This is a genomic window from Shewanella sp. DAU305, from assembly GCF_026802235.1.
Taxonomy (GTDB): domain Bacteria; phylum Pseudomonadota; class Gammaproteobacteria; order Enterobacterales; family Shewanellaceae; genus Shewanella; species Shewanella baltica.
This window is the reverse complement of record NZ_CP113808.1, coordinates 2,423,064-2,446,792: the sequence shown is the minus strand read 5'-3', so window position 1 is coordinate 2,446,792 and position 23,729 is coordinate 2,423,064. Positions and strand designations below refer to the sequence as shown.

The 23,729-nt window shown below is 44.6% G+C and carries 22 protein-coding genes and 1 pseudogene; 11 read left to right on the top strand and 12 right to left on the bottom strand.

Annotation, left to right across the window (positions count from 1 at the left end):
- Positions 1-205 precede the first annotated feature (205 nt).
- Positions 206-565 carry a TraR/DksA C4-type zinc finger protein gene (locus OX890_RS10400; protein ID WP_011847065.1) on the top strand — a complete coding sequence of 120 codons (360 nt, stop codon included), beginning with the start codon at positions 206-208 and terminating at the stop codon, positions 563-565.
- 105 nt (positions 566-670) lie between these two features.
- On the opposite strand, the gene OX890_RS10395 is transcribed toward OX890_RS10400, so the two are convergent.
- From OX890_RS10395 to OX890_RS10380, 4 genes are all read right to left on the bottom strand, one after another.
- Positions 671-3,331 carry a TonB-dependent receptor gene (locus OX890_RS10395; protein ID WP_126491726.1) on the bottom strand — a complete coding sequence of 887 codons (2,661 nt, stop codon included), beginning with the start codon at positions 3,329-3,331 and terminating at the stop codon, positions 671-673.
- Between the two features lie 432 nt (positions 3,332-3,763).
- Complete coding sequence (ushA, locus tag OX890_RS10390; protein ID WP_006086184.1) at positions 3,764-5,482, bottom strand: bifunctional UDP-sugar hydrolase/5'-nucleotidase UshA; 1,719 nt, start codon at positions 5,480-5,482, stop codon at positions 3,764-3,766.
- Positions 5,483-5,845: 363 nt separating this feature from the next.
- On the bottom strand, positions 5,846-6,517 hold the full coding sequence (locus OX890_RS10385; protein WP_107404340.1) for an alpha/beta hydrolase: 672 nt from the start codon (positions 6,515-6,517) through the stop codon (positions 5,846-5,848).
- Between the two features lie 135 nt (positions 6,518-6,652).
- Complete coding sequence (locus tag OX890_RS10380) at positions 6,653-6,880, bottom strand: DUF3389 family protein (RefSeq protein ID WP_006082094.1); 228 nt, start codon at positions 6,878-6,880, stop codon at positions 6,653-6,655.
- A 252-nt stretch (positions 6,881-7,132) separates the two neighbouring features.
- Between OX890_RS10380 and OX890_RS10375 the strand changes: the two genes are divergently transcribed.
- Positions 7,133-9,076: a M1 family metallopeptidase gene (locus OX890_RS10375; RefSeq protein ID WP_259580680.1), complete on the top strand. Its 1,944-nt coding sequence runs from the start codon at positions 7,133-7,135 to the stop codon at positions 9,074-9,076.
- 195 nt (positions 9,077-9,271) lie between these two features.
- On the opposite strand, the gene OX890_RS10370 is transcribed toward OX890_RS10375, so the two are convergent.
- Positions 9,272-9,760, bottom strand: a complete 489-nt coding sequence (locus OX890_RS10370; protein WP_006082096.1) for an FKBP-type peptidyl-prolyl cis-trans isomerase — start codon at positions 9,758-9,760, stop codon at positions 9,272-9,274.
- A gap of 120 nt (positions 9,761-9,880) precedes the next feature.
- Positions 9,881-11,197, bottom strand: a complete 1,317-nt coding sequence (locus OX890_RS10365) for a lytic murein transglycosylase (protein ID WP_172599575.1) — start codon at positions 11,195-11,197, stop codon at positions 9,881-9,883.
- A 431-nt stretch (positions 11,198-11,628) separates the two neighbouring features.
- On the opposite strand from OX890_RS10365, the gene OX890_RS10360 reads away from it, so the two are divergent.
- Positions 11,629-11,988 carry a DUF2750 domain-containing protein gene (locus tag OX890_RS10360; protein ID WP_006082098.1) on the top strand — a complete coding sequence of 120 codons (360 nt, stop codon included), beginning with the start codon at positions 11,629-11,631 and terminating at the stop codon, positions 11,986-11,988.
- Between the two features lie 51 nt (positions 11,989-12,039).
- Positions 12,040-12,681: a hypothetical protein gene (locus OX890_RS10355; RefSeq protein ID WP_126491724.1), complete on the top strand. Its 642-nt coding sequence runs from the start codon at positions 12,040-12,042 to the stop codon at positions 12,679-12,681.
- A gap of 184 nt (positions 12,682-12,865) precedes the next feature.
- Here the strand turns inward: OX890_RS10355 and OX890_RS10350 are convergent, their stop codons facing one another.
- Positions 12,866-13,810 (bottom strand): chemotaxis protein CheV, encoded by a 945-nt coding sequence (locus OX890_RS10350; protein ID WP_012089505.1) that lies wholly within the window; start codon positions 13,808-13,810, stop codon positions 12,866-12,868.
- Positions 13,811-14,126: 316 nt separating this feature from the next.
- Positions 14,127-14,741: a class I SAM-dependent methyltransferase gene (locus OX890_RS10345; RefSeq protein ID WP_012089506.1), complete on the bottom strand. Its 615-nt coding sequence runs from the start codon at positions 14,739-14,741 to the stop codon at positions 14,127-14,129.
- Positions 14,742-14,842: 101 nt separating this feature from the next.
- Between OX890_RS10345 and OX890_RS10340 the strand changes: the two genes are divergently transcribed.
- The 5 genes from OX890_RS10340 (at position 14,843) to OX890_RS10320 (ending at position 18,458) form a co-directional block, all read left to right on the top strand.
- On the top strand, positions 14,843-15,394 hold the full coding sequence (locus tag OX890_RS10340) for an LON peptidase substrate-binding domain-containing protein (protein ID WP_012089507.1): 552 nt from the start codon (positions 14,843-14,845) through the stop codon (positions 15,392-15,394).
- Positions 15,395-15,539: 145 nt separating this feature from the next.
- Positions 15,540-16,202: a sigma-70 family RNA polymerase sigma factor gene (locus tag OX890_RS10335; RefSeq protein WP_268650572.1), complete on the top strand. Its 663-nt coding sequence runs from the start codon at positions 15,540-15,542 to the stop codon at positions 16,200-16,202.
- Positions 16,195-16,917, top strand: coding sequence for a ChrR family anti-sigma-E factor (locus OX890_RS10330; protein ID WP_268650571.1), 723 nt, complete (start codon positions 16,195-16,197; stop codon positions 16,915-16,917). The genes OX890_RS10335 and OX890_RS10330 overlap by 8 nt, the downstream gene beginning before the upstream one ends.
- 806 nt (positions 16,918-17,723) lie before the next feature.
- Positions 17,724-17,897 carry a hypothetical protein gene (locus tag OX890_RS10325; protein ID WP_006082106.1) on the top strand — a complete coding sequence of 58 codons (174 nt, stop codon included), beginning with the start codon at positions 17,724-17,726 and terminating at the stop codon, positions 17,895-17,897.
- Between the two features lie 300 nt (positions 17,898-18,197).
- Positions 18,198-18,458, top strand: coding sequence for a hypothetical protein (locus OX890_RS10320; RefSeq protein WP_259580670.1), 261 nt, complete (start codon positions 18,198-18,200; stop codon positions 18,456-18,458).
- A 72-nt stretch (positions 18,459-18,530) separates the two neighbouring features.
- Here the strand turns inward: OX890_RS10320 and OX890_RS10315 are convergent, their stop codons facing one another.
- Positions 18,531-19,535, bottom strand: coding sequence for a pyridoxal-phosphate dependent enzyme (locus tag OX890_RS10315; RefSeq protein ID WP_268650570.1), 1,005 nt, complete (start codon positions 19,533-19,535; stop codon positions 18,531-18,533).
- Between the two features lie 285 nt (positions 19,536-19,820).
- Here OX890_RS10315 and OX890_RS10310 point away from each other — a divergent pair, with 285 nt between their 5' ends.
- Positions 19,821-20,228: a YccF domain-containing protein gene (locus OX890_RS10310; protein WP_006086172.1), complete on the top strand. Its 408-nt coding sequence runs from the start codon at positions 19,821-19,823 to the stop codon at positions 20,226-20,228.
- Positions 20,229-20,232: 4 nt separating this feature from the next.
- Here OX890_RS10310 and OX890_RS10305 read toward each other — a convergent pair.
- The 3 genes and pseudogenes from OX890_RS10305 to OX890_RS10295 all read right to left on the bottom strand — a co-directional run bounded on the left by OX890_RS10305 (position 20,233) and on the right by OX890_RS10295 (position 23,131).
- Positions 20,233-21,188: pseudogene (locus OX890_RS10305) on the bottom strand (alpha/beta fold hydrolase).
- On the bottom strand, positions 21,185-22,213 hold the full coding sequence (locus OX890_RS10300; RefSeq protein ID WP_268650568.1) for a M14 family zinc carboxypeptidase: 1,029 nt from the start codon (positions 22,211-22,213) through the stop codon (positions 21,185-21,187). Before OX890_RS10300 ends, OX890_RS10305 begins: the two are co-directional and overlap by 4 nt.
- A 171-nt stretch (positions 22,214-22,384) precedes the next feature.
- Positions 22,385-23,131, bottom strand: coding sequence for a substrate-binding periplasmic protein (locus tag OX890_RS10295; RefSeq protein WP_259541514.1), 747 nt, complete (start codon positions 23,129-23,131; stop codon positions 22,385-22,387).
- A gap of 270 nt (positions 23,132-23,401) precedes the next feature.
- On the opposite strand from OX890_RS10295, the gene OX890_RS10290 reads away from it, so the two are divergent.
- Entirely contained in the window at positions 23,402-23,674 is a 273-nt protein-coding gene (locus tag OX890_RS10290; RefSeq protein WP_071939308.1) for a PGPGW domain-containing protein, read from the top strand.
- Positions 23,675-23,729: the final 55 nt, after the last annotated feature.

The following is a 23,729-nucleotide window of genomic DNA, read 5'->3' as shown; positions in this document are numbered from 1 at the left end:
TTAGAAATAGAGATTCAATGCGCGGCAATGTGAGCCATGAAAGGGACTTCGCCATAGCACACATAATGCGATAGGAATGAAGTACTTTTTCGATTTTTAACGGCGAAAAACCTAAAATGTGGCAGATACTTGATCTTTATCATAGTCGTTGGTAGTGGAACTATTAGACTGGACGCCTAGAGTCAAATGAAATAGGCGATTTTACGTGAGCACCACCCATATCAGACATGAATTGTCAGAGCTTGAAGCTAATCTAAGGAAAGAAATCGGCGCGCTCCCTCCGTTCCTCGAAGCCATAGGGGAGCATTATGCTAGCCTGAGTCTGGCAGAATTAATTGATAAATTGGCGCAAACGCCACTGGCCGATCACCCGCTATTTTGCCAGCTGAATAAACTTGATGCCGCCTTTTGTCAGCTCGACTTAGGTCTCTACGGCCTTTGCTCCGACTGCGAAGCGGAAATCGAAACCGAACGCTTAAGCCAAGATCCCACAGAACAACGCTGCGCCTCCTGCGCCGAACATTATCAACACGAACACCGCCACGAGCTGCGCCTCACCCATTGATAGCACTGATTCGATATCCGGTAAACGGCCTGATAAGTAGGCAAAAAATAAGCAAAAAAAACCTCCGCAAGCGGAGGTTTGAGTTATCCAGGGAGGGCGGACAACCTAAAACTTCTGGTTTATTCTCAGGTAATACGTTCTACCTAGCACATCATATAAACCCACATTCACATCGCGATAATCGGCGTAGGTGTAATAGTTTGGTGTTTCAGCATCAAACACATTATTCACCCCTACTGTGATAGAGCCGTTATAAGCATGGGTATAACCAAATTGGATATTGTGTTTAAAGTAATTATCGTAATCGACATAACGGTCGGTTTTTTCTAACTCGTTGAAATAACTTGCTGATTGACTACCAATATAGACGACTGTCCATGCGGCAGAGAAATCATCGTATTTCCAACTTGTCGCAAAATTACCGCGCCAATCGGGTGAGTCTGTTGTTCCTGCGTAATCGATCATCTCTGATTCGGCATTATCCTGCTTCTTAAAATCAAGCACGTGAGTCAAATCCAGTTTGAAATTGAAATCACCAAAACCTGTCTCTAAGTTATAAGCCGTTACAAAATCGATACCTGAGGTCTCAACTGTGGCTAAATTACGTATTCCCGCCTCAATATACTCAATCTTGCCATCTGGACCACGTGTCACATAGGGAGAAGATCCATTCTTGATTTCATCGCGCAGGATATCATCTACATCAATCGACTCAATTTTGTTGTCGTAGGTGATTGAGTAATAAGATAACTCCAAGTTCCATGCATCAGTGACATTCCAAACGCCACCAAAAGTTAACGAGTTACCCTCTTCAGCCTCTAAGTTTGGGTTACCACCAAACCAAGTTTTATGTTGGTTATTGGTGGCGCAATATATGGCATCCACATTACCGGGTTCATTACACCATAAAGAGTCAACGCTCTTCTCAAAACTCAAAGATTGAGACGAGAACATTTCACTCATATTCGGCGCGCGGAATGAGTCACCATAGCTAGCACGCAGTAATATCGTGTCTATAGGACGCCAGCTTAAACCAAACTTAGGCACCACGGCATCGAAGGTCGATGAGTTAACCACCTCCCCTTGAGGCCCTGTGAGGGTTCCTTCCTGCTCATAGCGCTCATAACGTACTGCGGCAGAGAACTCAACGTTGGCAGGTAAGCCAACTTGGAGTTCCAAATAAGCGGCGCTACGGTCACGCGTGGCGTCCACATCATCACCACCCGAACCGCCGGAGATAATACCCGCGGCCGATTCTGGATCACTGGTTTGCTTAAACTTGATCATTTCATATTCAAGACCGCCAACCATAGCGACCGAAAAATCACCGTCATCGAGTAGTAAGGTCGAAGCAAGACCATCCAATTGAGTACTTTCAAATTTACCCTGATAAACCCCAGTATGTGCAGCTTTGCGATACAGATCTGTCATCTGTTGGTCCCACTGCTCATAACTCATGCCAGAGGTATTGAAAATATCATATTGCTCTGAATCTATTTCTTGCTGAATAATATTGTCATTCAGTAAATTGTAGTTAAAACTGTTTGTTGTTGAGGTCGCATGCTGGGCATTTAATTCCCAGTCGATACCATTACCGGAATCTATTGTGCCAACAAAGCCACCAAGAATATCAAAATTGTTGGTTTCAGTTAATGTATCTCGCTCGCCAAGTTGTGCGCCTCGCATAGAAATCACTAATTCTTCACCAACTGGGTTGTACTTATTATCGGCACTCATCACAGGGGTATTAGTTGATACTGGCGTACCGGCATAACGGGTTTCAGTTTCAGCTAATGAAGCAGAAGCTCGGCCTCGGAATTTTATATTTTCTGAAATCTCATAGGAGAAATTAGATAACAGCGAATTACGAGTTTGATCGCCAAATAGCTTAGTGACATTACCATGATTATATAAACAACGACCATCACCTGAGTCTATGGTATTTTCCGTTTTTTCACATATATCTGAATTACTATACCAGCTACCATTGCCTGGTCCATATTTACCGTTTGGTACTGAGCTATATCCGCTATAGGCGTTATAACTTGAATCATCCATTCGCCAAATATCACGGTCCATTACCGCTTTTGTATCATAATATTCATAGGTGAGAGTGATATTGCCTTTATCGGTATTAAAGCCAGTTGCAAGCGATAGACGGTTAGCATCGCCCCCTTCTACGCTTGGTTGCTCTGTACTGTAATCAAGCTGAAAACCTTCAAACTCTTTCTTAGTGATAATGTTTATCACGCCCGCAACCGCATCGGAACCATAGACTGCTGAAGCGCCATCCCGCAGGATTTCAATACGCTCCACGATAGCCATAGGGATAGAAGATGTATCTGCCACTGAGCCAGAGCTCGAACTCGTCCCTGGCATACGGCGTCCGTCTAATAACACTAAGGTCGCAGACGATCCTAGACCGCGTAAATTGACATTGCTGGTTGAGCTTGCACCAGAGCCATAACCTGAAATACCACGCCAAGAACCAAAGCTGTTTATCGCAGAGTTATTCAATACGTCAGCAACGGTCTTTTCACCTGTCATGGCAATATCCGCGGCATTAATGACTGTCACGGGTGAAACAGTTTCCATATCAACTTGTTTAATACGAGAACCCGTTACTTCAATGCGTTCAACTTTCGTATTTTCTTCTGCTGCATTTCCCATTGCAGAAAAGCCTAATCCAGAAAAAACCACACTGCTTGTCGCCACTGTAATTAAACTAGCACGAACGGCTTTGGCCGTTAAACTTAAATAGCGCATTAATCTCTCCTTGAGGTAAACAAAACCTTTGTTTGTTATTTTTATATTTAGCCAGCGAACTCTATTTCGCTGTAGGAATAATGTTAATGCGCAACATTTAAGTCAACCATTAAAACAAGTTAATTCAAAAATAAAACAAATTGATACACGATAAAGACATAATACCTAAAATTATGATATAGAATAATGGATATACATCATGCAGTTAATGGATTTTGACTAGTTAAATATATTAAATAAGCAACTTGATACAATAAAACCCAATTGTTAACTAAAACCACCCTGAGAAATTAAAAGTCACAGATGAATAAAAATGTATCAAAAATAAAACGCTGAATATTAATTTACACTTAATTTAATATTAATTAGTAATAAAAAATGCCACTCAATTGAGTGGCATTTATATTTAAACACTGAGTAGTGATTGATTACTTAAAGTTGACAACCTTCAACACTGTTTGAGTTTTCATAAACGATATCGCCTATCGGACTGTAGTCAGCAGCTTTAATCGCTTGTTTCTCTTTCAAGAAAGAATAGAGTAAATCAGCATCAACAAAACCCGTTTGAATTGGGCTTTCTAGCTTAGGATAACCGTCACCACCTGCAGCGTTAAAGCTAGGTACAGTGAACTTATAAGTTCCTGTTGGGCTGAAGTTCTCACCATTAATCACACTGATATTGGCAGTCTTAGCCGTACAGTCAATGGTCATTTTCACGCCCGTGATTTGTGCATAACCACCTGAACCAATTTGAAGACTAGCTACTGCGCCTAAATAAGCCGCAACTTCAGTGCCTGTCATTTCGTTCAGAGTCACCATGTTACCGAATGGCTGAACAGTCAGCACGTCACGGTAAGTGATATTACCAGGCTGAATAGAGGCACGTACACCGCCCGAGTTCATCACGCCAAAATCGGCTTTGACTTTATCACTTTGTGCCATCGCTAACATACGGCCTAAGTTAGTTTGCTTGTTACGCACGTTTGCACGCTCGCCATCTAACAGGGCATCCGTTGTTGCTATGACTTCGTCTAACTTAGCTTGACCTTTCTCTTGGTAGTAAGACAGCAGCTCTTTTAACTCAGCATCAGGTTCAATCTTAGTACCAGCTAAATCAGCTGTCTTCTTGCCTGCGTCATCCAATTTACGCATATTCACAGGCACAAGCTTGTAGCTTGCTAAATGAAGTTCACCGTTAAAGTATTCAAAATCTGCACGGCCAACATATTTACCCCATTCATGGGCTTGCATGATCCAAGTACCATTTTGTTTATCTGGAGCACATTCATCGCCTGGTTTGAAGTCAGCGTAGGCTTTGTTGTCAGTACCCGGTTCCATACACACTGGGTTTTGTGAATGACCACCAATAACCACTTGCAGATCGCCTTCTTTCAGTGCGCGAGCCATAGCCACGTCACCAGGGGCGTTACTACCGTTATGGCCGTCAGCATAGTGACCCATGTGCGTGGTAGCGAAAATAATATCGGCCGCTTTGGCGTCTTTAATTTCTTTAATCACTTTAGCGACTTCAGTCTTTGGATCGGTGAACTCCAGGCCACTGATGAATTCTGGATTACCAATCTTAGCCGTATCTTCGGTCGTTAAACCTATTACAGCCACTTTCAGACCGTTTATGTCGAATACCTTATAGGCATCAAAGTAACGTTCCCCTAGATTGCCATCTGCATCTTTATGGTAAATATTCGCCGCTAACATAGGGAATTCCGCAAGGCGGCGCTGCATATCAACAACGGATAATGGATTATCAAACTCATGGTTACCAACAGCCATAGCGTCGTAACCAATTTTATTCATACCCGTGAAATCTGGGATCGCATCTTGTAGATCCGATTCTGGCACGCCAGTATTAATGTCGCCACCAGACAGCAATAATGTTTGACCACCATTCTTACTGACTTCTGCACGAATGCTGTCAATTAAGGTTTTACGCGCAGCCATACCATATTCGCCGTCACTGTTTTCCCAGAAACGGCCATGGTTGTCATTGGTGTGTAAAACGGTAAATGTTGTGCAAGCGCTTCCCGCTTCAGCACACGTTGTTGGGACTTTATCGTCATCACTATTATTACAACCCGCAAGCGCAGCGACAACAGCAGTTGCAACTAGTCCTTTAATAAGCATATGTCTCATTACATCAACCCCTTGATTTTAATTATTTTATCATAGAAAGATTGCCGTGAACTCCATCAAGTTCAGCGTCACGGATAATAACAAAGAATAAAGATAAATTGTGTCATTTTTATTAAAAACTTGACATTTATAGGGGAATTCGCGGGCGTTTTAAGACAGATTTGTTTCATATAAAAAATAAGCTGAATGACTGATTTCTATATATTTAGAGAATTAAAAATAAAAATGAAATAAATGAATTTAAATCGTTCAGTATAAATGACTTAGAAAAAATTACAGAAAACAGTGATTGTTCCCATAAAAAAACAAGCATGGGCAATTTTCAATTTACCGCATGCTGTTTTTATCAGCAATTAGACTTCTCTACATTTCAAATCGCTGTAATAACCACTTAGAAATCTCGTTTAACTGCGCAGGGATCACTGAATGCGGCATAGGATAAGTCTGCCACACAACATTATAACCGCCCGTAATTAAGGCTTCTTTGGCTAATGTTCCAGCGGATAGTGGCACTACATCATCCTGTAGACCGTGTTGCTGTAATATGGGTGTATTACGATTCGCTGCGCTTAATTCAGCGGGTAATACATCGCCCGTAGGTAAATAGCAAGACAGCGCCATAATCCCTGCAAGTTGCTCGGGGAAACGCAGTCCAGAGAATAAACTCATGACTCCGCCCTGACTGAATCCTGCTAATACGATACGCTCGCTCGCAATACCCGCCGCGATTTGTTCGTTAATTAATGCAGCAACCCTTTTCTCCGACTCAAGCACGCCTTGCATATCAGCTCTGTCGTGCAAATCCATGCTTTTAATATCGTACCAAGCGCGCATGACGTAGCCGCCATTGATGGTCACGGCTTGCTCCGGTGCATGGGGGAAAATAAACCGGATAGCATGATCGGCAGGTAAGCCTAATGCAGGCACTACGGGGGCAAATCCGGCACCCGAATCCCCTAATCCATGTAACCAAATGACCACGGCGGTAGCAGGTGTCTTAGGTTCGACAACAATACGCTCAAGAGAAACTGACATACTAAAAAATCCCTAATTCGATATTAAACACTCATCAACTAAAAACTGATGATAAATCTATACGTTAACCACTATGCACTATGCACTATGCACTATGCACTATGCACTATGCACTATGCACTATGCAGGCGTACTTTATTCCGCGTCCATTCCCAGCACATCTTGAATCGCCCGTAACTGGGCATTTGAGTCCAACACTAAGCTCCAACGCACACCGCCACCATCGGCGATTAACATAGGTGGCTGACGTCTTAAACCGATATCCTCTGCGCTTGCTTGCAGTACGATACTGGCAACATTGAGCCGCACTTGCACTTCGAACTCAGTGACGATTAACTTACCCTGCGAAAAATCTAACACCATTTTGATAACCGCCCTATGTGAAAACGCCGACATCATAGCAAACTTGTGGTCTTTTACCGATGGCATTTCCTTGCCGGCATCCAAGCCATTAAAGTTTGATTACATTTGAGCTAACAGTGAGATAACAAATCCACTGGATTATCAGGTAAACTTTTGCCCTATATAGATAGAGCCGATAGAAAACCAAGCAGCATTGATGCTGTTATCGGCCCAAACTCGAACTAAAATACTTCATCATTAGGCTGTTAAATAATGCTTTCACTTCGCCGTACCGTCCTGAGCAGTGCCCTACTTTTTGCGCTGCAACTCCTTTCTAGCACTGATGCCAATAGCGCTCCAAATACGTTAGCCGCTGAGCCGACTGCCACTGTTGTACAAGCACTGACGCAGCAGAACCAAGATGCACTGACCTACGCCAATTACACTGAAGTCAGCGTGAGTCATGTGGAGCTAGCCCTTGCTATCGATTTTAAGCAAAACCGCTTATCCGGTGAAGCCACCCTCGATTTAGCTTGGCATAAGCCGGGGAAACAACTCATCTTAGATACCCGAGATCTGACGATTACCAGCGTGACGGCTTTAAATTCAACTGGGAAATGGCAAAGCCTGCCCTTCACCTTAGCCAAAGCGGACGCTGTAAAAGGTGCGGCGCTGACCATCAAACTTGCCGATGAAGATACCCAAAAAGTTAAAATAAAGTACCACACGTCGAATAATCCATCCGGTATTCAATGGTTAACTCCTGAGCAAACCCAAGGTAAACAGTTACCTTTTATGTTCAGTCAGAGTCAGGCGATTCATGCTCGCAGCTGGATCCCACTACAAGATACCCCTGCCGTGCGCCAAACCTATAGCGCAACGATTACTGCCGATAAAGCCATTACTGTGGTCATGAGTGCCGATCGTAAAACCCTGTCGAGCACGCAGACCCAATTCACTATGCCGCAGGCGATCCCAGCTTATTTAATCGCCATCGCAGCCGGGCATTTAAAGTTCGCCCCTTTAGATAACATCTCGGGCATTTGGGCTGAGCCAGAAATCCTCGACAAAGCCAGCAAGGAATTTGCCGACACGCCGGAGATGATCAAAATCGCCGCTAAACGTTACGGCGATTACCGTTGGGGACGTTATGACTTGCTTATTTTGCCGCCAAGCTTCCCCTTCGGCGGGATGGAAAATCCTCGGCTTTCGTTTATTACGCCAACGGTGATCGCGGGTGACAAAAGTTTAGTGAGTCTGATTGCCCACGAACTTGCTCACTCGTGGTCGGGTAACTTGGTGACCAACGCCACTTGGCGCGATCTCTGGCTTAATGAAGGTTTTACTACCTATGTAGAGAACCGCATCATGGAAGATCTCTACGGCCGCGACCGAGCGCTGATGGAGCAAACCATAGGCTATTCAGAGCTGCTTGCCGAGCTTGCAGAGCTCACGCCTGGTGATTCAGTGTTGCATGTGGATCTTGGAAAGCGCTCACCCGACGAGGCCTTCAGCGGTGTCCCTTATGTGAAAGGCCAGTTGTTTTTAATCTTTTTAGAGCAGAAATTTGGCCGCGAACGCTTCGATGCTTTTGTGAAAAGCTACTTCAATCATTTTGCATTTCAAAGCATTACCACGGCGCAGTTCCGTGAGTATTTATCTTTGAATCTATTAAACAAATATCCCAATGTTGTCAGTGAGACCGAAGTGGATACTTGGATTGAAGGTCAAGGTTTGCCGTCATTTTTAGTGCCGCCCAATTCCCACGCCTTCGATGATATCGATGCCCAAAGACAAACTTGGCTCGACGGAAAACTTAGTGCAAGCGAGTTGAAAACCAGCACTTGGACAGTGCACCAGTGGTTAAGGTTTATCAATGAAATGCCAAGAGTTAATCTTGACCAAGCCAAGCTTGCTGAGCTAGACAAGGCGTTCCATTTTACGGGCACTGGCAACAGTGAAATCGCTTTTGCATGGTATTCACTCGCCCTAGACAACGGCTATTACGCGGTACTACCTGCTTTAAAACAGCACTTGACCCATATTGGTCGCATGCGCTTAATCGTGCCGTTATATCAAAAGCTTGCAAGCACAGATCAATACGACTGGGCCAAGAGTGTCTATCTCAAGGCCCGTAACGGCTACCATCCACAGACCCAAGCAAGCCTAGATATGATGTTTGCCGACAAACCACTCGAGCATGAACACAGCCATTAGCCAGATAAAGAGCCATTGGCGGTTACGATAACCATCAAGCCATCTGCACCATAAAAACAAAAAAGCCCAAACCTAGGTTTGGGCTTTTGCTATTCAATCTTTAGCCACGATTCATTCAACTCATACTGAACTTATATTCATCTCACATTGAGTCAGATAAAAGCCAAGTGCGAAGCCGAACCCGAAGCCTAAAGATTAGTGGTGATGACCACCAGCGCCATGGGCATGGCCGTGGGCGATTTCTTCATCACTAGCGTCACGGGCACCCACGACTTCGATATCAAATGTCAGTTCGCGGCCCGCTAATGGATGGTTGACATCCACAGTCGCCATAAACTTACCCACTTTAACGATAGTCACTTGGCGTTGACCTTGGTCAGTATTGACCACAGCAGTCATACCCGGTTTCCACGCAGTCGCGCCCAATAAGTGCTTAACCGACACACGTTGGTGCGCATCAGCATCCGCTACGCGCTCACCGTATGTTTCGGCAGCAGGTAAAGTCACAGTGAACTTTTCACCGATGGCTTTACCATTGATCGCGTTTTCTACACCTGGCATCATGTTGTCATGACCGTGTAAATAGGCAATCGGATCGCGACCTTCGTTCGTCTCGATCACTTCGCCTTTCTCGTCACGCAGCGTGTAGTTAAACTGCACAACCATATCGTCTTTAATGCTCATCGAATATCCTTTGATTTTCTTCGATTTCAATTGTGGGCCGAGCTTAACAAAACTGAGCTTTTCACTCCACTTTTTTATCCGGCCTAAAAGCGCTCAAAACCCGCAGCGAGCGCTCTTTGGCTACAGTGATAACCCTAAAGCGCTAAACACCTCAGGGCTTGGGAAGCCATCGGCAATCATCTGTTTGCTCCGTTGAAAGGCTTGCAGCCCTGCCACAGAGTTACGCCCCAACACACCATCTGGCTTGCCAACATCAAATCCGGCCTCATTCAGTTTTGCTTGCAGTTGCTTAACTTGCTCGCGACTTAAGCGTGGCTGTTCTGGCGGGCTCACTGTCAAAGGTAAGCCACCATTAATGCGATCGGCTAGATGCCCAACTGTGATGGCATAATACTCGGAGCGATTCCAACGCATGATCACATTGAAGTTCTCATAGCCTAAAAAGGCAGGCCCTATATGGCCTGAAGGCAAATACAACGCGGCTTGAATATCCACGGCGGGCAAAGGTTGACCATTCGCTTGCGTGACATTGAGCGCAGCCCATTCCGATAAGGCCAAGGGCTGCTTTGCACCTAAATGGCTGTAACTAAAATCCTTTGGCAATAAGACTTCACGGCCCCAGCGTTCATTTCGCTGCCAGCCTAAGTGCTGTAAAAAGTTCGCGGCGGAAGTCAGCGCGTCAGTGGTGCTATTCCATAAATCGGCTTTACCATCGCCGTCACCGTCGACGGCATATTTGGCATAGGCCGACGGCATAAATTGCGTGTGTCCCATAGCACCAGCCCATGATCCCACCATAGTGTCATCATCAAACTGATACTTTTCTTTCAGCTTTAAGGCTTGCATCAATTCTATAGTAAAATAATTGCTACGGCGTGGCTCACAGGCCAAAGTCGCAAGCGAATTCAATACCGACATCTTGCCTTTATATGAACCGTAGTTAGTTTCAAGCCCCCAAAAAGACAAGATATATTGCGGCGGCACGCCATATTCTTTGGCTAATTGATTGAGTAATACGCTGTGCTTTTGCAGTAAGCGACGGCCTTCATTGACGCGCCATTCGGTGGCGCGCTTACTGAAATAATTATCAAAAGTCTGGCTGAATTCAGGTTGTTGCTGATCGAGCTCAATCACCCGAGGCACAAATTTCAAATTTGCAATGGTCGAGTTAATCGTCGCCTCTGACAGCCCTTCAGTGCGCGCCCGCGCTTGTAGCCCAGTCACACAACTCGGAAATGCCTCGGCATTCGCTTGTACGCTAGCACTGATATCGGGCATTGGGTTGGCTTCAGCGACTATGCCACTTGCGTTGCTACTGCTCGCGTTAGTGCTTGCCTTAGTACTGGCACTCGCCGCTGGCACGCTAGAACAGGCACTCAGACTGACACAGGCGGCAATACTCGCAAACAGATAAGTTAACCCTTTAATTTTAATCAAATCAACAACTCCAATATTTGATTTCACAACAATGACACCGTAATCACACTGCTGTGGCTAAACACGACAATCTTCCTTCTTCGAGAAGGCATTGCCCTAGAGAGATATTCACCTTGGCATAACGAGTTAAAGGTTCTACTACAAAAAAACCTTTAACGGCCAAGGGTATAGAAGACATGTTTCTCCCCCACGGAAAGCCTCTATCTGAGTCACACTTGAACAGTAAAGCACACTGCATCAAGGCTTATCATTGCCAATAATCCTGACCCATAGCGACACGTAACACAATCCTTATCGCCATAAATACCTTGTGGCACCGGCTTATTGCTCAGTTATCCAACACAAGAAAAATCTTAACAAAGAATCCCTTGGTATCGCAGCATGTTACCGTATAATGGATAAGTTAACAGCACACATCAAAGAGACCTATCATGACTGAAATCAATGCGGCTTTGGCTGGCTTTATCAAAAATGTAAAACAACATCAGACGCTTTGGGGTCTAATGGATGAAACTGGCGAAGGCTGGGTCGTTTGTGACTCTTCAGAATTTGAAGACACAGATGTGATGCCATTGTGGTCAAGTGAAGCCACTGCAAAATCCCATTGCAGCGACGAATGGCACGACTACCAACCCGTTGCTATTTCATTAGAAGAATTTCTGGAATATTGGGTGTCGGATCTCAACGACGATGGTGTGTTGATCGGTGTGGATTGGCAGACTGATGAAGATTGCCTTGAACTTGATCCTATTGTTTTAGCAAAAGATTTGGTTGATGTTGAAGAAGTTTAATCCCTTCAATATGCCATTAATGACATCAAGGACTGAGGTGCTCATTCCTTGATGTCTGCTATCCCGCTTATCGATATTCCCTTCGACCAACGCCATACCTGTTGGTTTTGCGGCGAACCGAGCAATCAACACTTCGAATATATTGCCCACACACATACGCCACATCCTTCGTTAGCCGTGCCCGCCTGCAGCGAATGCTTACGATTAGCCAAACAACATCCTTTGAGCTCAATATGGGATTGTCGTATGGCCGTCAAAGATGCACTGATGCGCATTTATGCAAAACACCTCGCGATTGGGATTAATTGGACCGAAGAAGAACTTGCCGGGTCTGAATTTTCCTGCAAAGTGTTTGAAGGCTTTAAGAAAAGTGCTTGGATGATGTACCAGATTGCCCGCGACCGTATCAATGCACCCGGCTGGCCACTGGTATTAGAAGGCGAAGAAATTGACGACCAAGGTTATAACGCAGGTTTCGAATTTGATGGCGTGACCTTTAACTCAGTCAATGCTGCAATCCAGTACTACTCGACGCAATTCACCTTAGATCCTCAGTTTTTTGCCGAACTGGTACGCCTCGTCGGCCGAGCAAGATTCAACTACGCCCTTCGACTCGCCCGCATCCATATTGCCGCCGCCAAAGAAATGAAACGCCAAGTATTACAAGATGTAGAAGCCGAATTCGCCTCGTAATCGAGCGTTAAATGAAAAGGTAATTTGGTAGGATTTGCACAGAAGCGATGGAAAGGTTGCAATTGAAGGGCTGATATTAAAAGTCTGATATAAACAGGCCACATTTAAAAGCGGTTATTAAAAGCGCTGCGCCTACCGATGACCAACACAAGGTCAATCACCGATAGTTCGTATCTCAAACTGCTTAGTGATTAATCACTTGTCTTAATCTTTCTTGTACCACTTCCACCAGCAAATCCGGCTGGAACTTAGAAATAAACTTATCACAGCCCACCTTTTCAACCATGGCATGGTTAAAGCTGCCGCTCAGTGAAGTATTCAAGGTTATATATAGATCTGACATAGCTTTATCACCGCGGACTTCAGACGTCAGCTTGTAACCGTCCATCTCGGGCATTTCGGCATCAGTAATCATCATCAGTAATTCTTTGGAAACTTGCTTGCCTTCATCACGCCATTTTTGCAATAACGTTAGCGCCTGCAAGCCATCAGAAGCCTCAATGATTTCTATGCCTAGTTGGCTTAAAGTCTCACGCACCTGACGCCTTGCGGTCGATGAATCGTCCACAATCAAGATTTTTCTGCCTGGCATTTCATGGACTAAGGTTTCATCGAGCACACCTTCAGATAAACTAATATCGTAGTGAATGATCTCCGCCAGTACTTTCTCTACGTCGATAATCGACACTAATTGCGATTTGCCTTGATGTTCGATGCGGGTAATTGCCGTCAGATAATTATTGCGCCCCGCCGTTTTCGGCGGCGGCATGATATCGCTCCATGTCATGTTGATAATGTGCTCAACCTTGCCGACTAAGAAGCCCTGCACGCTGCGGTTATATTCTGTGATGATCATATTAGCATCATCATCTGGCGGCACAGGTTTAAACCCAATAGCCGAACGTAAATCGATCACAGGGATAGAAATGCCGCGAATATTAGCAACACCATAAATATGAGGATGACTCCCAGGCATGGCATTAAGGGGAGGAAGCTTAACCACTTCTTTGACTTTAAAGACGTTGATGGCAAATAACTGCGTGGAATTAATGCTAAAGAGCAACAACTCGAGGCGGTTCTCACCCACGAGTTTGGTACGCTGATCTACGGTTGCAAGTACGTTTGCCATAATGCTGCTTCTCTACTCTTGAGGAAAATCCTTTCCTCACATGCGACGGATTAGCTCAAATTATAGCGGTAAACTCCCATGAAGAACCATGCCGAGGTGCTATTTTATCTAAAAATTACAACCACTCTCGCAAAATCATGCCGCTAACTTGATTTACTCAACCCCCGAATATCAATGGCGCTGTCGGCTCATGTCTGTGCTCAAGCGGCGAAATAGCCAAAACATTTGGCTTTGGCATAAGTATGAATATTAGTAAAAGCACGAATATTCAATCCATTCACAACGAACATTCAATTTGCGTCAGCGGCGCTGCCACCTAACGCTGCACTTTCTGGGCAAGCACCATGCCCGCAAGATCCAAGGCATTTCTGTCGCAGACTATCTCAAACCCAGCTTGACGCAACACAACTAACCACTCGCGGTGATTAAAGCGATTTTGCTGTGGATGCTCAAATAGGCGTCGACTCAGTGGATTACAAATCGCAGCGCGATATAAATCCTCTACCACAAAGTAACCGTTTGGTTTCAGTACTCGTGCAACGTCCTTGATGGCCGCCTGCCAATCTGGAATATGGTGGAATACGGCAAAATCAAACACCATATCGAACTCGCCATCGGCAAAGGGAAGACAAGAGGCGTCGGCAACCGAGAAACTCAGCCCTTTCAAACCTTGTGGCCGAGCTTGCCAGCGAGATTGCGCCGCTGCGACCATTTCAGGGTCGATATCCACGGCCGTGATATGTCCTGCGCCAAAATGCTCGCGGATCAACTGAATACCATTACCAAACCCACAACCAATTTCTAATGCACGCTCGCAGCGGGCCATAGGTTTAGGCATCATAGACGTAAGCAAAGGCGCTTCGACATGATTTTGTAGCCAAAAACGTATTGGATGCTGAACGAGCTTTTTCTCAAATGGATTTAATTTCATGCCATCCTCTAAATATGGGTAAACTATTGTTGAATAATTTTACTGATCGAACTGCCACTATGGTACGTAATGATAGGAACATAAGTTCACCAGAGGCCACGATGAAATTACCTCTTTTTCCACTACCCATTTGTTTATTGCCCGAAGGTTACACACAACTGCGGGTATTTGAACCTAGATATAAGCGTTTAGTCGCCGAATCGTTAAAGTCAGGCGAAGGCTTTGGCTTATGTATGCTCGAAGAGGATGGCAAAACCATTCAGCCCATAGGTACCTTAGTGCATATTATTGATTTTGAAACCCTACCCGATGGACTATTAGGGATCAGCATTCAAGGTTCAAAGCGCTTTAAAGTCAATGAAATCAGTATCGAAGACGATGGATTAAAGCGCGGTGATGTTAGCTTTATCGACAACTGGCCTGCGACACGTATTGCGACCGATGAGCGTTACTTGAGCCAAATGTTACAAAATATCCTCAAGGAATATCCACAACATCTCAAGCACTATCAAGCGGAACAGTTTGAAGACATTGCTTGGGTCTGCCAACGCTGGCTAGAAATATTGCCCGTGCAAGCCTCTGAAAAGTACAACTGCATTAATACCTTAGATCATATTATGACCCGAGACCTATTGCGGGCCGTGATAAAATAATCCTGTGAATGATCCTTTATTTAAGCCACTCCGTATTGATTGTAAGTTTGACAGTAAAACTGGGCTCAGAAGTGAAACATGCCTCTCAATTTTGTCGTTACTGATCTAAAACTCAGTACTAACGACTGGGATAAGAGCGAAAATAATGCAAAATATTCAATCACAAAGCAGGCAAAATCGGTATCATGGCCCTATCACGTCTCTGACTCATTCGGCTATGGATAACGACATTCCCGCTCTCAAAACCTGCGAGCCTCAAGCGGATACTTTGATCACGTTTATGCTACAAGTAGCAGACAAACGAGACAGAGCCGCATTTGGGCATTTATTCCAGCACTTTATGCCCAAGATCCGCGCCTTTGGTTTACAAAGACTGAATCAACAAGGCTTAGCCATGGATTTAGTTCAAGAAACCATGACTAGCGTGTGGACTAAGGCCCATCTGTACAATGCCGAAAAAGGCTCAGTGACGACTTGGGTGTTTACCATAATGCGTAATCAGTGTTTCGATATGCTGAGACGAGTACAGCACAATAAAGAAGATACCTTTGGCGATGATATTTGGCCGCTGTGCGATGCGACCATGGCTCAAGACACACTCACTGATCATAAATTGACGGCGAAACTCCTCCAACATCTTGATGCCCTTCCCCTAGCACAAAGACAAGTCGTGCAAGGTATCTACATGCAAGAACTCACTCAACAAGAGCTAGCCGATGCCCTCAAGGTGCCAATAGGCACCATAAAGTCACGATTAAGACTCGGGCTAGAAAAGTTGAAAAGTTTCTTGGAGACACACAATGATTAAGCATCATCCCCAACAAGAATTACTCGTGAGCCATGCGAATGGGGTCTTACCTTTATCGATGGCCATTGCAGTATCAGCGCATTGCGCATTATGTGAGACGTGTCGTGAGCAACTAGCCCTATTAACCGAGCAAGCTGCCAATTCGGCATTAAATCCAGATGGAGCTCATGCTGAAAAGCATACACACCAAGAGTCGATTCACACTGCGCATATTAATGCTGGAAACACTCAAGCGACTAATGTACCAGTGATGGATATTGACGCTATGCTGGCGCAAATCATGGCCCAGCCTGCGGCAACGGATGTGCATAGTAATGCTCCTCTGGATGTTCAAGTAAAACAACAGCATTACACAGTGCCGTCGGTGTTTCGCCAGCATTTGGCCCGTCCTTGGCAAATCTTAGGCAAAGTCAGTCGCATGCGTTTTGATCTCGATGAAATGAACACCCGCGCGAGCTTATTGCACATTGATGCGCAAGGTGAAATCCCTCAACATACCCATAAGGGCTATGAATTAACCCTATTGTTAGCGGGAGCGTTTTCGGATCTTAACGGTGACTATGTGCCAGGTGATTTTATTGTGCTCGATAGCCAACATCACCACTCACCTAAAACCGTTGACGGTTGCTTATGCTACACAGTGTTAGATGCGCCGCTGCATTTTACCAAAGGCCTAAGTAAGTTGCTTAATCCCATAGGTGAACTGATTTATTAAGCCTGTAGCCAGTGCGTTTACATGACTTATTTACTCCGATTTTTTAAATGAGTCCGTTGCTAAATTTTCAGTTACTAAATCTTCAGTTACTAAATGACGGCCATTAATCCCATTGAAATAACCTATTTCAATTGGATTTTTTGTCTGTTTGCGTGAGTTTTTTATTCAGTTTGCTAGAATTTTTAATTCAATTGGCTAACAGTAGCCACATCCTATTCGCCTAAAAAGCCGCAATATGGACACTCAGTATTGCCGCACAATACAAGATAAGAACATGATCCATGCCAAGCTTTATGCTTTAAATCAAATGAATAGCCAGAAATAATTCACGTTAACTCAACATCAATCAACAAATAATCACATTGAATAAAAATTAAACTTGCATAAGCTATTTTTATTGATATACTGCACGTCGTTTTGAGAAACACCTTGTTGTTTACCTTTTTAAACCAGCCTGACTATTAGCAATCAGAGTTCGGTCCTCATAAAGAAAGCCTACTACAAGCAAAACCCCATAAGCTCAAGCATTCGATACCACTAAAATCATGTGGTTATGTCTGTGAACTTACTGTTCTCCACACTGTCATAGTATTGTCATTAAGCTATGGTCAACTGGCAGAATCAAGTTAGTCCATTGGCATAATCGACAGCATGTATTATTTATCGATTAAGCATCTCTTGATTAATGAATCAAAGATGGGGTAACCTCGATACTCAATAGAACGAATCTTTCGCAAATTGCTAAGGATATTTTATAGTTATAACTATCTCACCTATGGGTGAATTAACAAAAAGGAGTGTGGCATATGTCATACAAAATTAATGGACATGAAATTACAGTGAACTTCCCTGTAGATTCAATCTCAGTAAATAAAACCTCAATTGCTTTTACCGATCGTCAAGGTAAAAACAGACAGACTTTTTCAAAACGTACAGAAGCCATCAGCTTTATGAAATGGTTATTGTCCGCAAACAAATAAGTCAAAAAATAAATTAGACGATAAGTTAGAAATAAGTACTGTAATACCCCGTTTGCTCAAGTGTATTTAATCGGTTTCCATTATCTTCGCAGTACCGAACACTTAAGTAAACTGATAGCCGAATGTCACGAACACGCTATCCTTTTTTACGTCATCATGACGAACACATTTGGTTCAGGCTGTATCTCTCTCACACAGATACCTGCCGAACCAAATGAGTCAAATCCAACTTAGATCACCTATTTCCACTGCAGCATCCGCTAATATTCGTCCCCATGAATACTGTTCAGCACCTCATCTATGCCAAAACCCAATACCCAAATCGCCATGCAAAGCTTGATAAGCCAGATCAAAGCGACAATTCCGCTCAATTTAGCGGAAGCACAACTGTGCCAAGGACAATGTTTAGGTTGTTCGAAAAAAATGCTGGAAATGTTAGATGCTGAAATCAGCTATTGGCAGTTTAGCGATGTAATACCTAGCCTAAAAGATTTAAAAAACCTCGAGAATATAGGCCAACGTACCTATAAAATCCTTAAGCGAAACCATCTACTATCTTAAGAAACTATCTGCCGTCTTAAAAAAGCGGTCTTAATCTATTGCGCTGGTTATATTACTATTCTTTGAAAATTCTCATACTCCAGAAAATTTACGCTGATAACGCGGCAACATGGTCTCATTCCCTAATATTCCGCCTTGATGCAAATACATCACATGACCTAATTCACTACGCTGTAAGTAATCCTCAAGCACAATAAAACCTAAGGGATCGTAGAGTAGTTCAAATTGAATACCTGAGGCACAAACGCGCTGCCACATGGCATAGAATTCAGGGTAGAGTTTACCAAAGTGATATTTTTTGCCGACATTCACTATCTGTGGATGCTCGAGAGTATTTGGATTAAGCATAGAGAATTGCAAACGTAAATAATCATCGCCGCCCACCACAGCGCAAGTCACAACGCGAATCGCCGTTTGTTGACGAATAAAGTACTGATTTAAAAATAACGCCGTCGTCCCCGTCCCCGACGGTAAAAATACCGTTAAATCGACTAAATCATTCGCCTGCGCAAATTGCACTATTTCTTGCGCTAATACATTTACCCCGTATTCAGCGTAGGAACAACGCCCGCCCTCTGGGATAAAAAGCGCCGTCGGCTCATTCGCGAGTACCTGAGTCTCGATATACTCTTGGCAACTCAGTCGCGCACTACCCGTTTGCAAATCAGGTTCACAACTAACATTGTGGCCAGATAAAACCTGAGGTTCACCCTGCGACTGAGTAAACGCCAGCTTTTGCGCCATTAACTCACTTAAGTCGATAATATTGGCGCCATTTGCCAATGCCGCAGCGTAATTCCCCGTGGGATGCTTAACAATCTGGCTGGCAATATGGTCAACATAAAAATCACACTGCCAGCCTTTCATCTTGGCCAATGTTGATAGGGAATACAAAGAGTTCGCTAAGGGTGAGCCGTGGCCTATCACCTTGTTGATGCCTGCAAACTCATGATCTAAAAAGTAGCCGAATTTACGTGCTTTATTGCCGCTAAACGCTGGATGCAATAAATCATCACGTTTTAGAAATATTTCTCGACCAGCAAAGGCAAAAATATCGACGGGGGAATTTGCAAACATCAGGCTACTCAAAAGATTAAATACTCTGGCTTTTAAGCCATTGGATGGAATGGCTAGTTTAACGCCACCTTTGCTCTTCTGCTCTTAAGAAATTAGCAATTTAGCGAAGAATTAGTGAAAATCACAAATAAAGCTTAAACGGATAGAACTAAGTCATTGATTATTAATAGCCAAATAATTGGCACGTTTCTCGCTTAGTCATTGGTATATATTCAGTTTATCAAAGCTAACAGCATTCATTAGAGCTGACGATAAAGGCGAAAAAAGTAACATAAGGAGTTTTCAATGGCAGTATTACGCTTAATATTCAACATCGCTTGGTTTGTGCTCGGTGGATTTGTGATGGGACTCGCTTGGTGGCTCGCAGGTATCCTGTGTTTTATAAGCATTATTGGTATACCCTTTGGCCGCGCCTGCTTTGTTATCGGCGAAATGACCTTCTGGCCCTTTGGCCAAGAACAAATCAGCCGTCGTCACTTAACCGGACGTGACGATTTAGGCACAGGTGCCCTAGGCATGGTGGGAAATATTATTTGGTTCTTGCTGTTTGGGATCTGGTTAGCCATAGGTCACCTGGTCCATGCCTTAGCCTGTTTTGTGACTATTATCGGTATTCCCTTTGGAATACAGCATCTTAAACTGGCGTTACTCAGCCTAACACCGATAGGCCAAACCGTTGTGGCTAAAGCCTAATCGATTATGAGTTAACCGTCTTAGCGCTGTTCATTGCCGATGATTTACTGTCGATGATTTACTGTGGAGAATGGATAGCACTTTTTCATCCCACACTGAAAATATCGCCTCGTTAAAGGCCATTTCTTCCTCCAGTAAATCGTTGCAATTATATTGAGTATGGGCATATTGCGCATGGGCAGGTTCATCATCCTCTTGAACCTCAGTTTGCGGCTTAGTCGGCGCCACAATTGCCAACAGATAATGTGCCAGTTTTGCAGGGGCATCAATGGCCGCATCATGGCCGCAATACGCTAATACTATCAAATCCGTGTGAAAGTGCTGTGCTAAGGCTTTGCTCGATGCCATGCTCACCAACGCATCACGGTCACCGCAGAGTACACTTATCGGCACTTCCACGGTCAATGGACACTGATATTGAAAAGCCGCCCACAGTTGCCGCCAGGCATTACGGATAGTTGGCGAGGATTCACGGCGAAATTCACTCCATTCGGCAATTAAACCGCAGTCTCGCCGATGACGAAAACTGGTTAAACGCACTATCGTCGACTCAATGGGATGTAAGGCTTTACCCCGAGCCCGCAAGAAAAACGCCTTCAATGCATTCAGTGGATTAAATCTTTGATACCAAACCGATAAATTAGCCGCACTGCTGTTTAGTACAAATACATGCCTTATCTGCCAAGGTCGCTGGCGCGCCATTTCCAGCGCTAACATACCGCCCATAGACAAGCCGAGAAGGTAAATGGCTTCTCCTTCTTGTACCTGCTCATCCAATTGCAGCCACACGGCATGGGCATAGTCAGCAATCTTAAGTGGGCTTAGTTCATGGGATAGCGTCCCATTACCTGGCAAATCCGGTGTCAGTACTCGCAGCCCCTTTTGTCGCAGTCGCTGATCGAAGCCATTCCAGTGGCGCTGATCACGCATTAATCCCCGCAATAACACCCAAGTTGTCATGACTGTGGCTCCCGATACCAATACTGCCGCGCGCACTCAGTGAGTTCAGCCAAACGTTCAGGCGTTAACTGCTCTAACGATTGGGCGTAGGCCGCTTCCATCATAAATTGCATCAGCACTGTGTGCCTGCGTAAAATTCTGTGGTGACGATGTGTTTTCTGCGGATTGAAAAAACCTGCAAAATTAAATATTTGTCTGGGATTTTTCTTTATCCAAGCCCAGGATCCCATCTCTAATGTCAAAGGCAGAAACGGTACCTGTGCATGGGGATCGGCCACTTGATGTTGGCGATAGAGGTAATCCCAAATATCCCCATGGGTGCGATAAAACTGACTCTGGGGTGCGAGCCGATAATGGCCATGATGGGGATAACTCTGTTCAAATAATTGTTTTAGATGAAGAATATAATTGGCATTTTCGAAGGCGGTACGCGTATGGGCGTAGGGGAACCAAATATGATCACTCAAGCCAAAGCCAGAGTGCGCATCGAGGGAAATTAAACTGGTGCTGCGGCTCAGCACTTGCTGTACATAGGCAACTAAGCCGGCAGTTTCAAGCTCCATTCCCCCCATGCCGCGATACCAGGGCAGCCGTGATGATATCCGCTGCCCTCCCACCATAAAGGAGACTTTTTCGCTGGATTCTATCGGGGCGTTACGCATCAAATCCACTTGATTGCCATTACCCCGCGTTCCCATAAATAAACCAACGGGATTCACCACAGGCACAAAAGCTAACCGCACGCCCGTTAGCATCTGTTGTAGATGTTTATCCCACACCAGTCGCTGCAACAAACTGTTCAGCAATGCCAAGATGACTTGAGAGCCAATACGTTCAACCCCATGCACGCCGCCCACAAAGAGTACTGTCGGACAGGGCTTATCTCCTCCGCCCAGCTCAACACTGTAGAGAGGAAAATGTTCGTGACGAAATGGGATGTCGGCAAGAATTTGATACTGCAACTTAAGATGATGAGTATCAATGAGTTGTTGCAGCGTATCTAACTCAAAGGGAAGTTTATTCATGTCACCTTAATCAAAAAATGAGAGAGCAACTCATGCCGTTAAGGTGATGCTAATAGTGAACAAAGACAGAATGATGACAAGCGGAATATCTGATGTAATTTTGAGAGGAATAGTCTGAAAATAGAGCAAAAATAAGGGGGAATTAGAGAGCACACGAACCTAAATCATGCATTAGTCTTCACGATACAGTAGCTCTCCGATGATGGTTTCGACATCAATTTGCGCCAAGCCTTGATCAAAAATATCCCGCCAACGTCGGCCTTCTTCGGTATTACGAAACGCAATATAAAGCTGCTTATTCGCTAAAATTTGGCGGTTGATTTGCAGTTTTTCCGCCAGCGGCTGCAAGGGCTTTTGCTTAAGTAAATAGTGCAGCACGTTGACATCGATTACCGCCGCATCAATACGGCCTGCAGCCACTTTCTTAATATTGTGCTCGTCTGAAGTTACGGCTTCAGTCGGCTGAACGCCTGTGGAAATCATGCGATCTAACGCCTGAGTATTCACATAATCTTTCACCACACCTAAGGTATAGCGATTCAGATCTTCGACATAATTCCAACTCACAGGATGGGCTTTTTGCTCCACCAGCCCCAAAGGACCGTCGCCAATCGATTTAGAAAAAACAAACTTTTCAGTCTCAAAGTAATACTCAGGGAAATAACCCAGATAGTCAGAATTAGGCATACTGGCGAGCTTTACAGCGCGGCTCCATGGGTAAAAATCCACTTCTAATTGGTGCCCCATCACTTTGAGCGCCGCCCGTGCCACAGCAATACTCGCGCCCTGCTCAGCTAATTGCTGCCCAGAATAAGGCGGCCAAAGTAAGGATGTCAGCATTAAGGTATCCGCCTTCGCTGTGCTCAATCCCATGGAGGAAAGGCAACACGCAAGGAGCATTAAACGCCATCGAACCATATGGGACTCCTTAGCCTGCAGAATGGATTGACTACTAAATCATCGACAAATTGAGCTTTAGTTTTTATCTGCCAAGATTTTTTCTCTGGTTTTAGTATAGCCATGAAGCCACTGCGGGGAAGTGAAGTTTTGTTACAATTAGGCTGACGACATAAGCTGCCAATAAATGAGCAAAGGATTAGACTGAAAACTGACATACAGTTAGCACACAACTGATAGTCAGCTGACAGTACAGCTTGATTCGATTAACTCACCATAAGGCCAACTCCTATGCGCAAAGTTACCTTTTTCAATCGCGCGCCGTCCTCCCATGCAAAAGGCGCGATAACTAAAGCAGGGATCACTGTGATTGGCGCAGCTTTAACCTTGCTCGGGCTGGTCTTTTTACTCTTACCCGGCCCAGGTTTACTCTTGATCATCTTAGGGTTAGCGCTGCTCAGCACACAATATGCCTGGGCAAAGCTGGCGCTACGTCGCAGCCAGCGAAAGTTAACTCAAAGTGCGGCTTGGCTTGATGGCATGACTCGTCGACTCTTCCGTTAACTCGTTAACTTGTCGGTTAAACGACACCTATAGACTGAATAAAATTCAAGCCGCA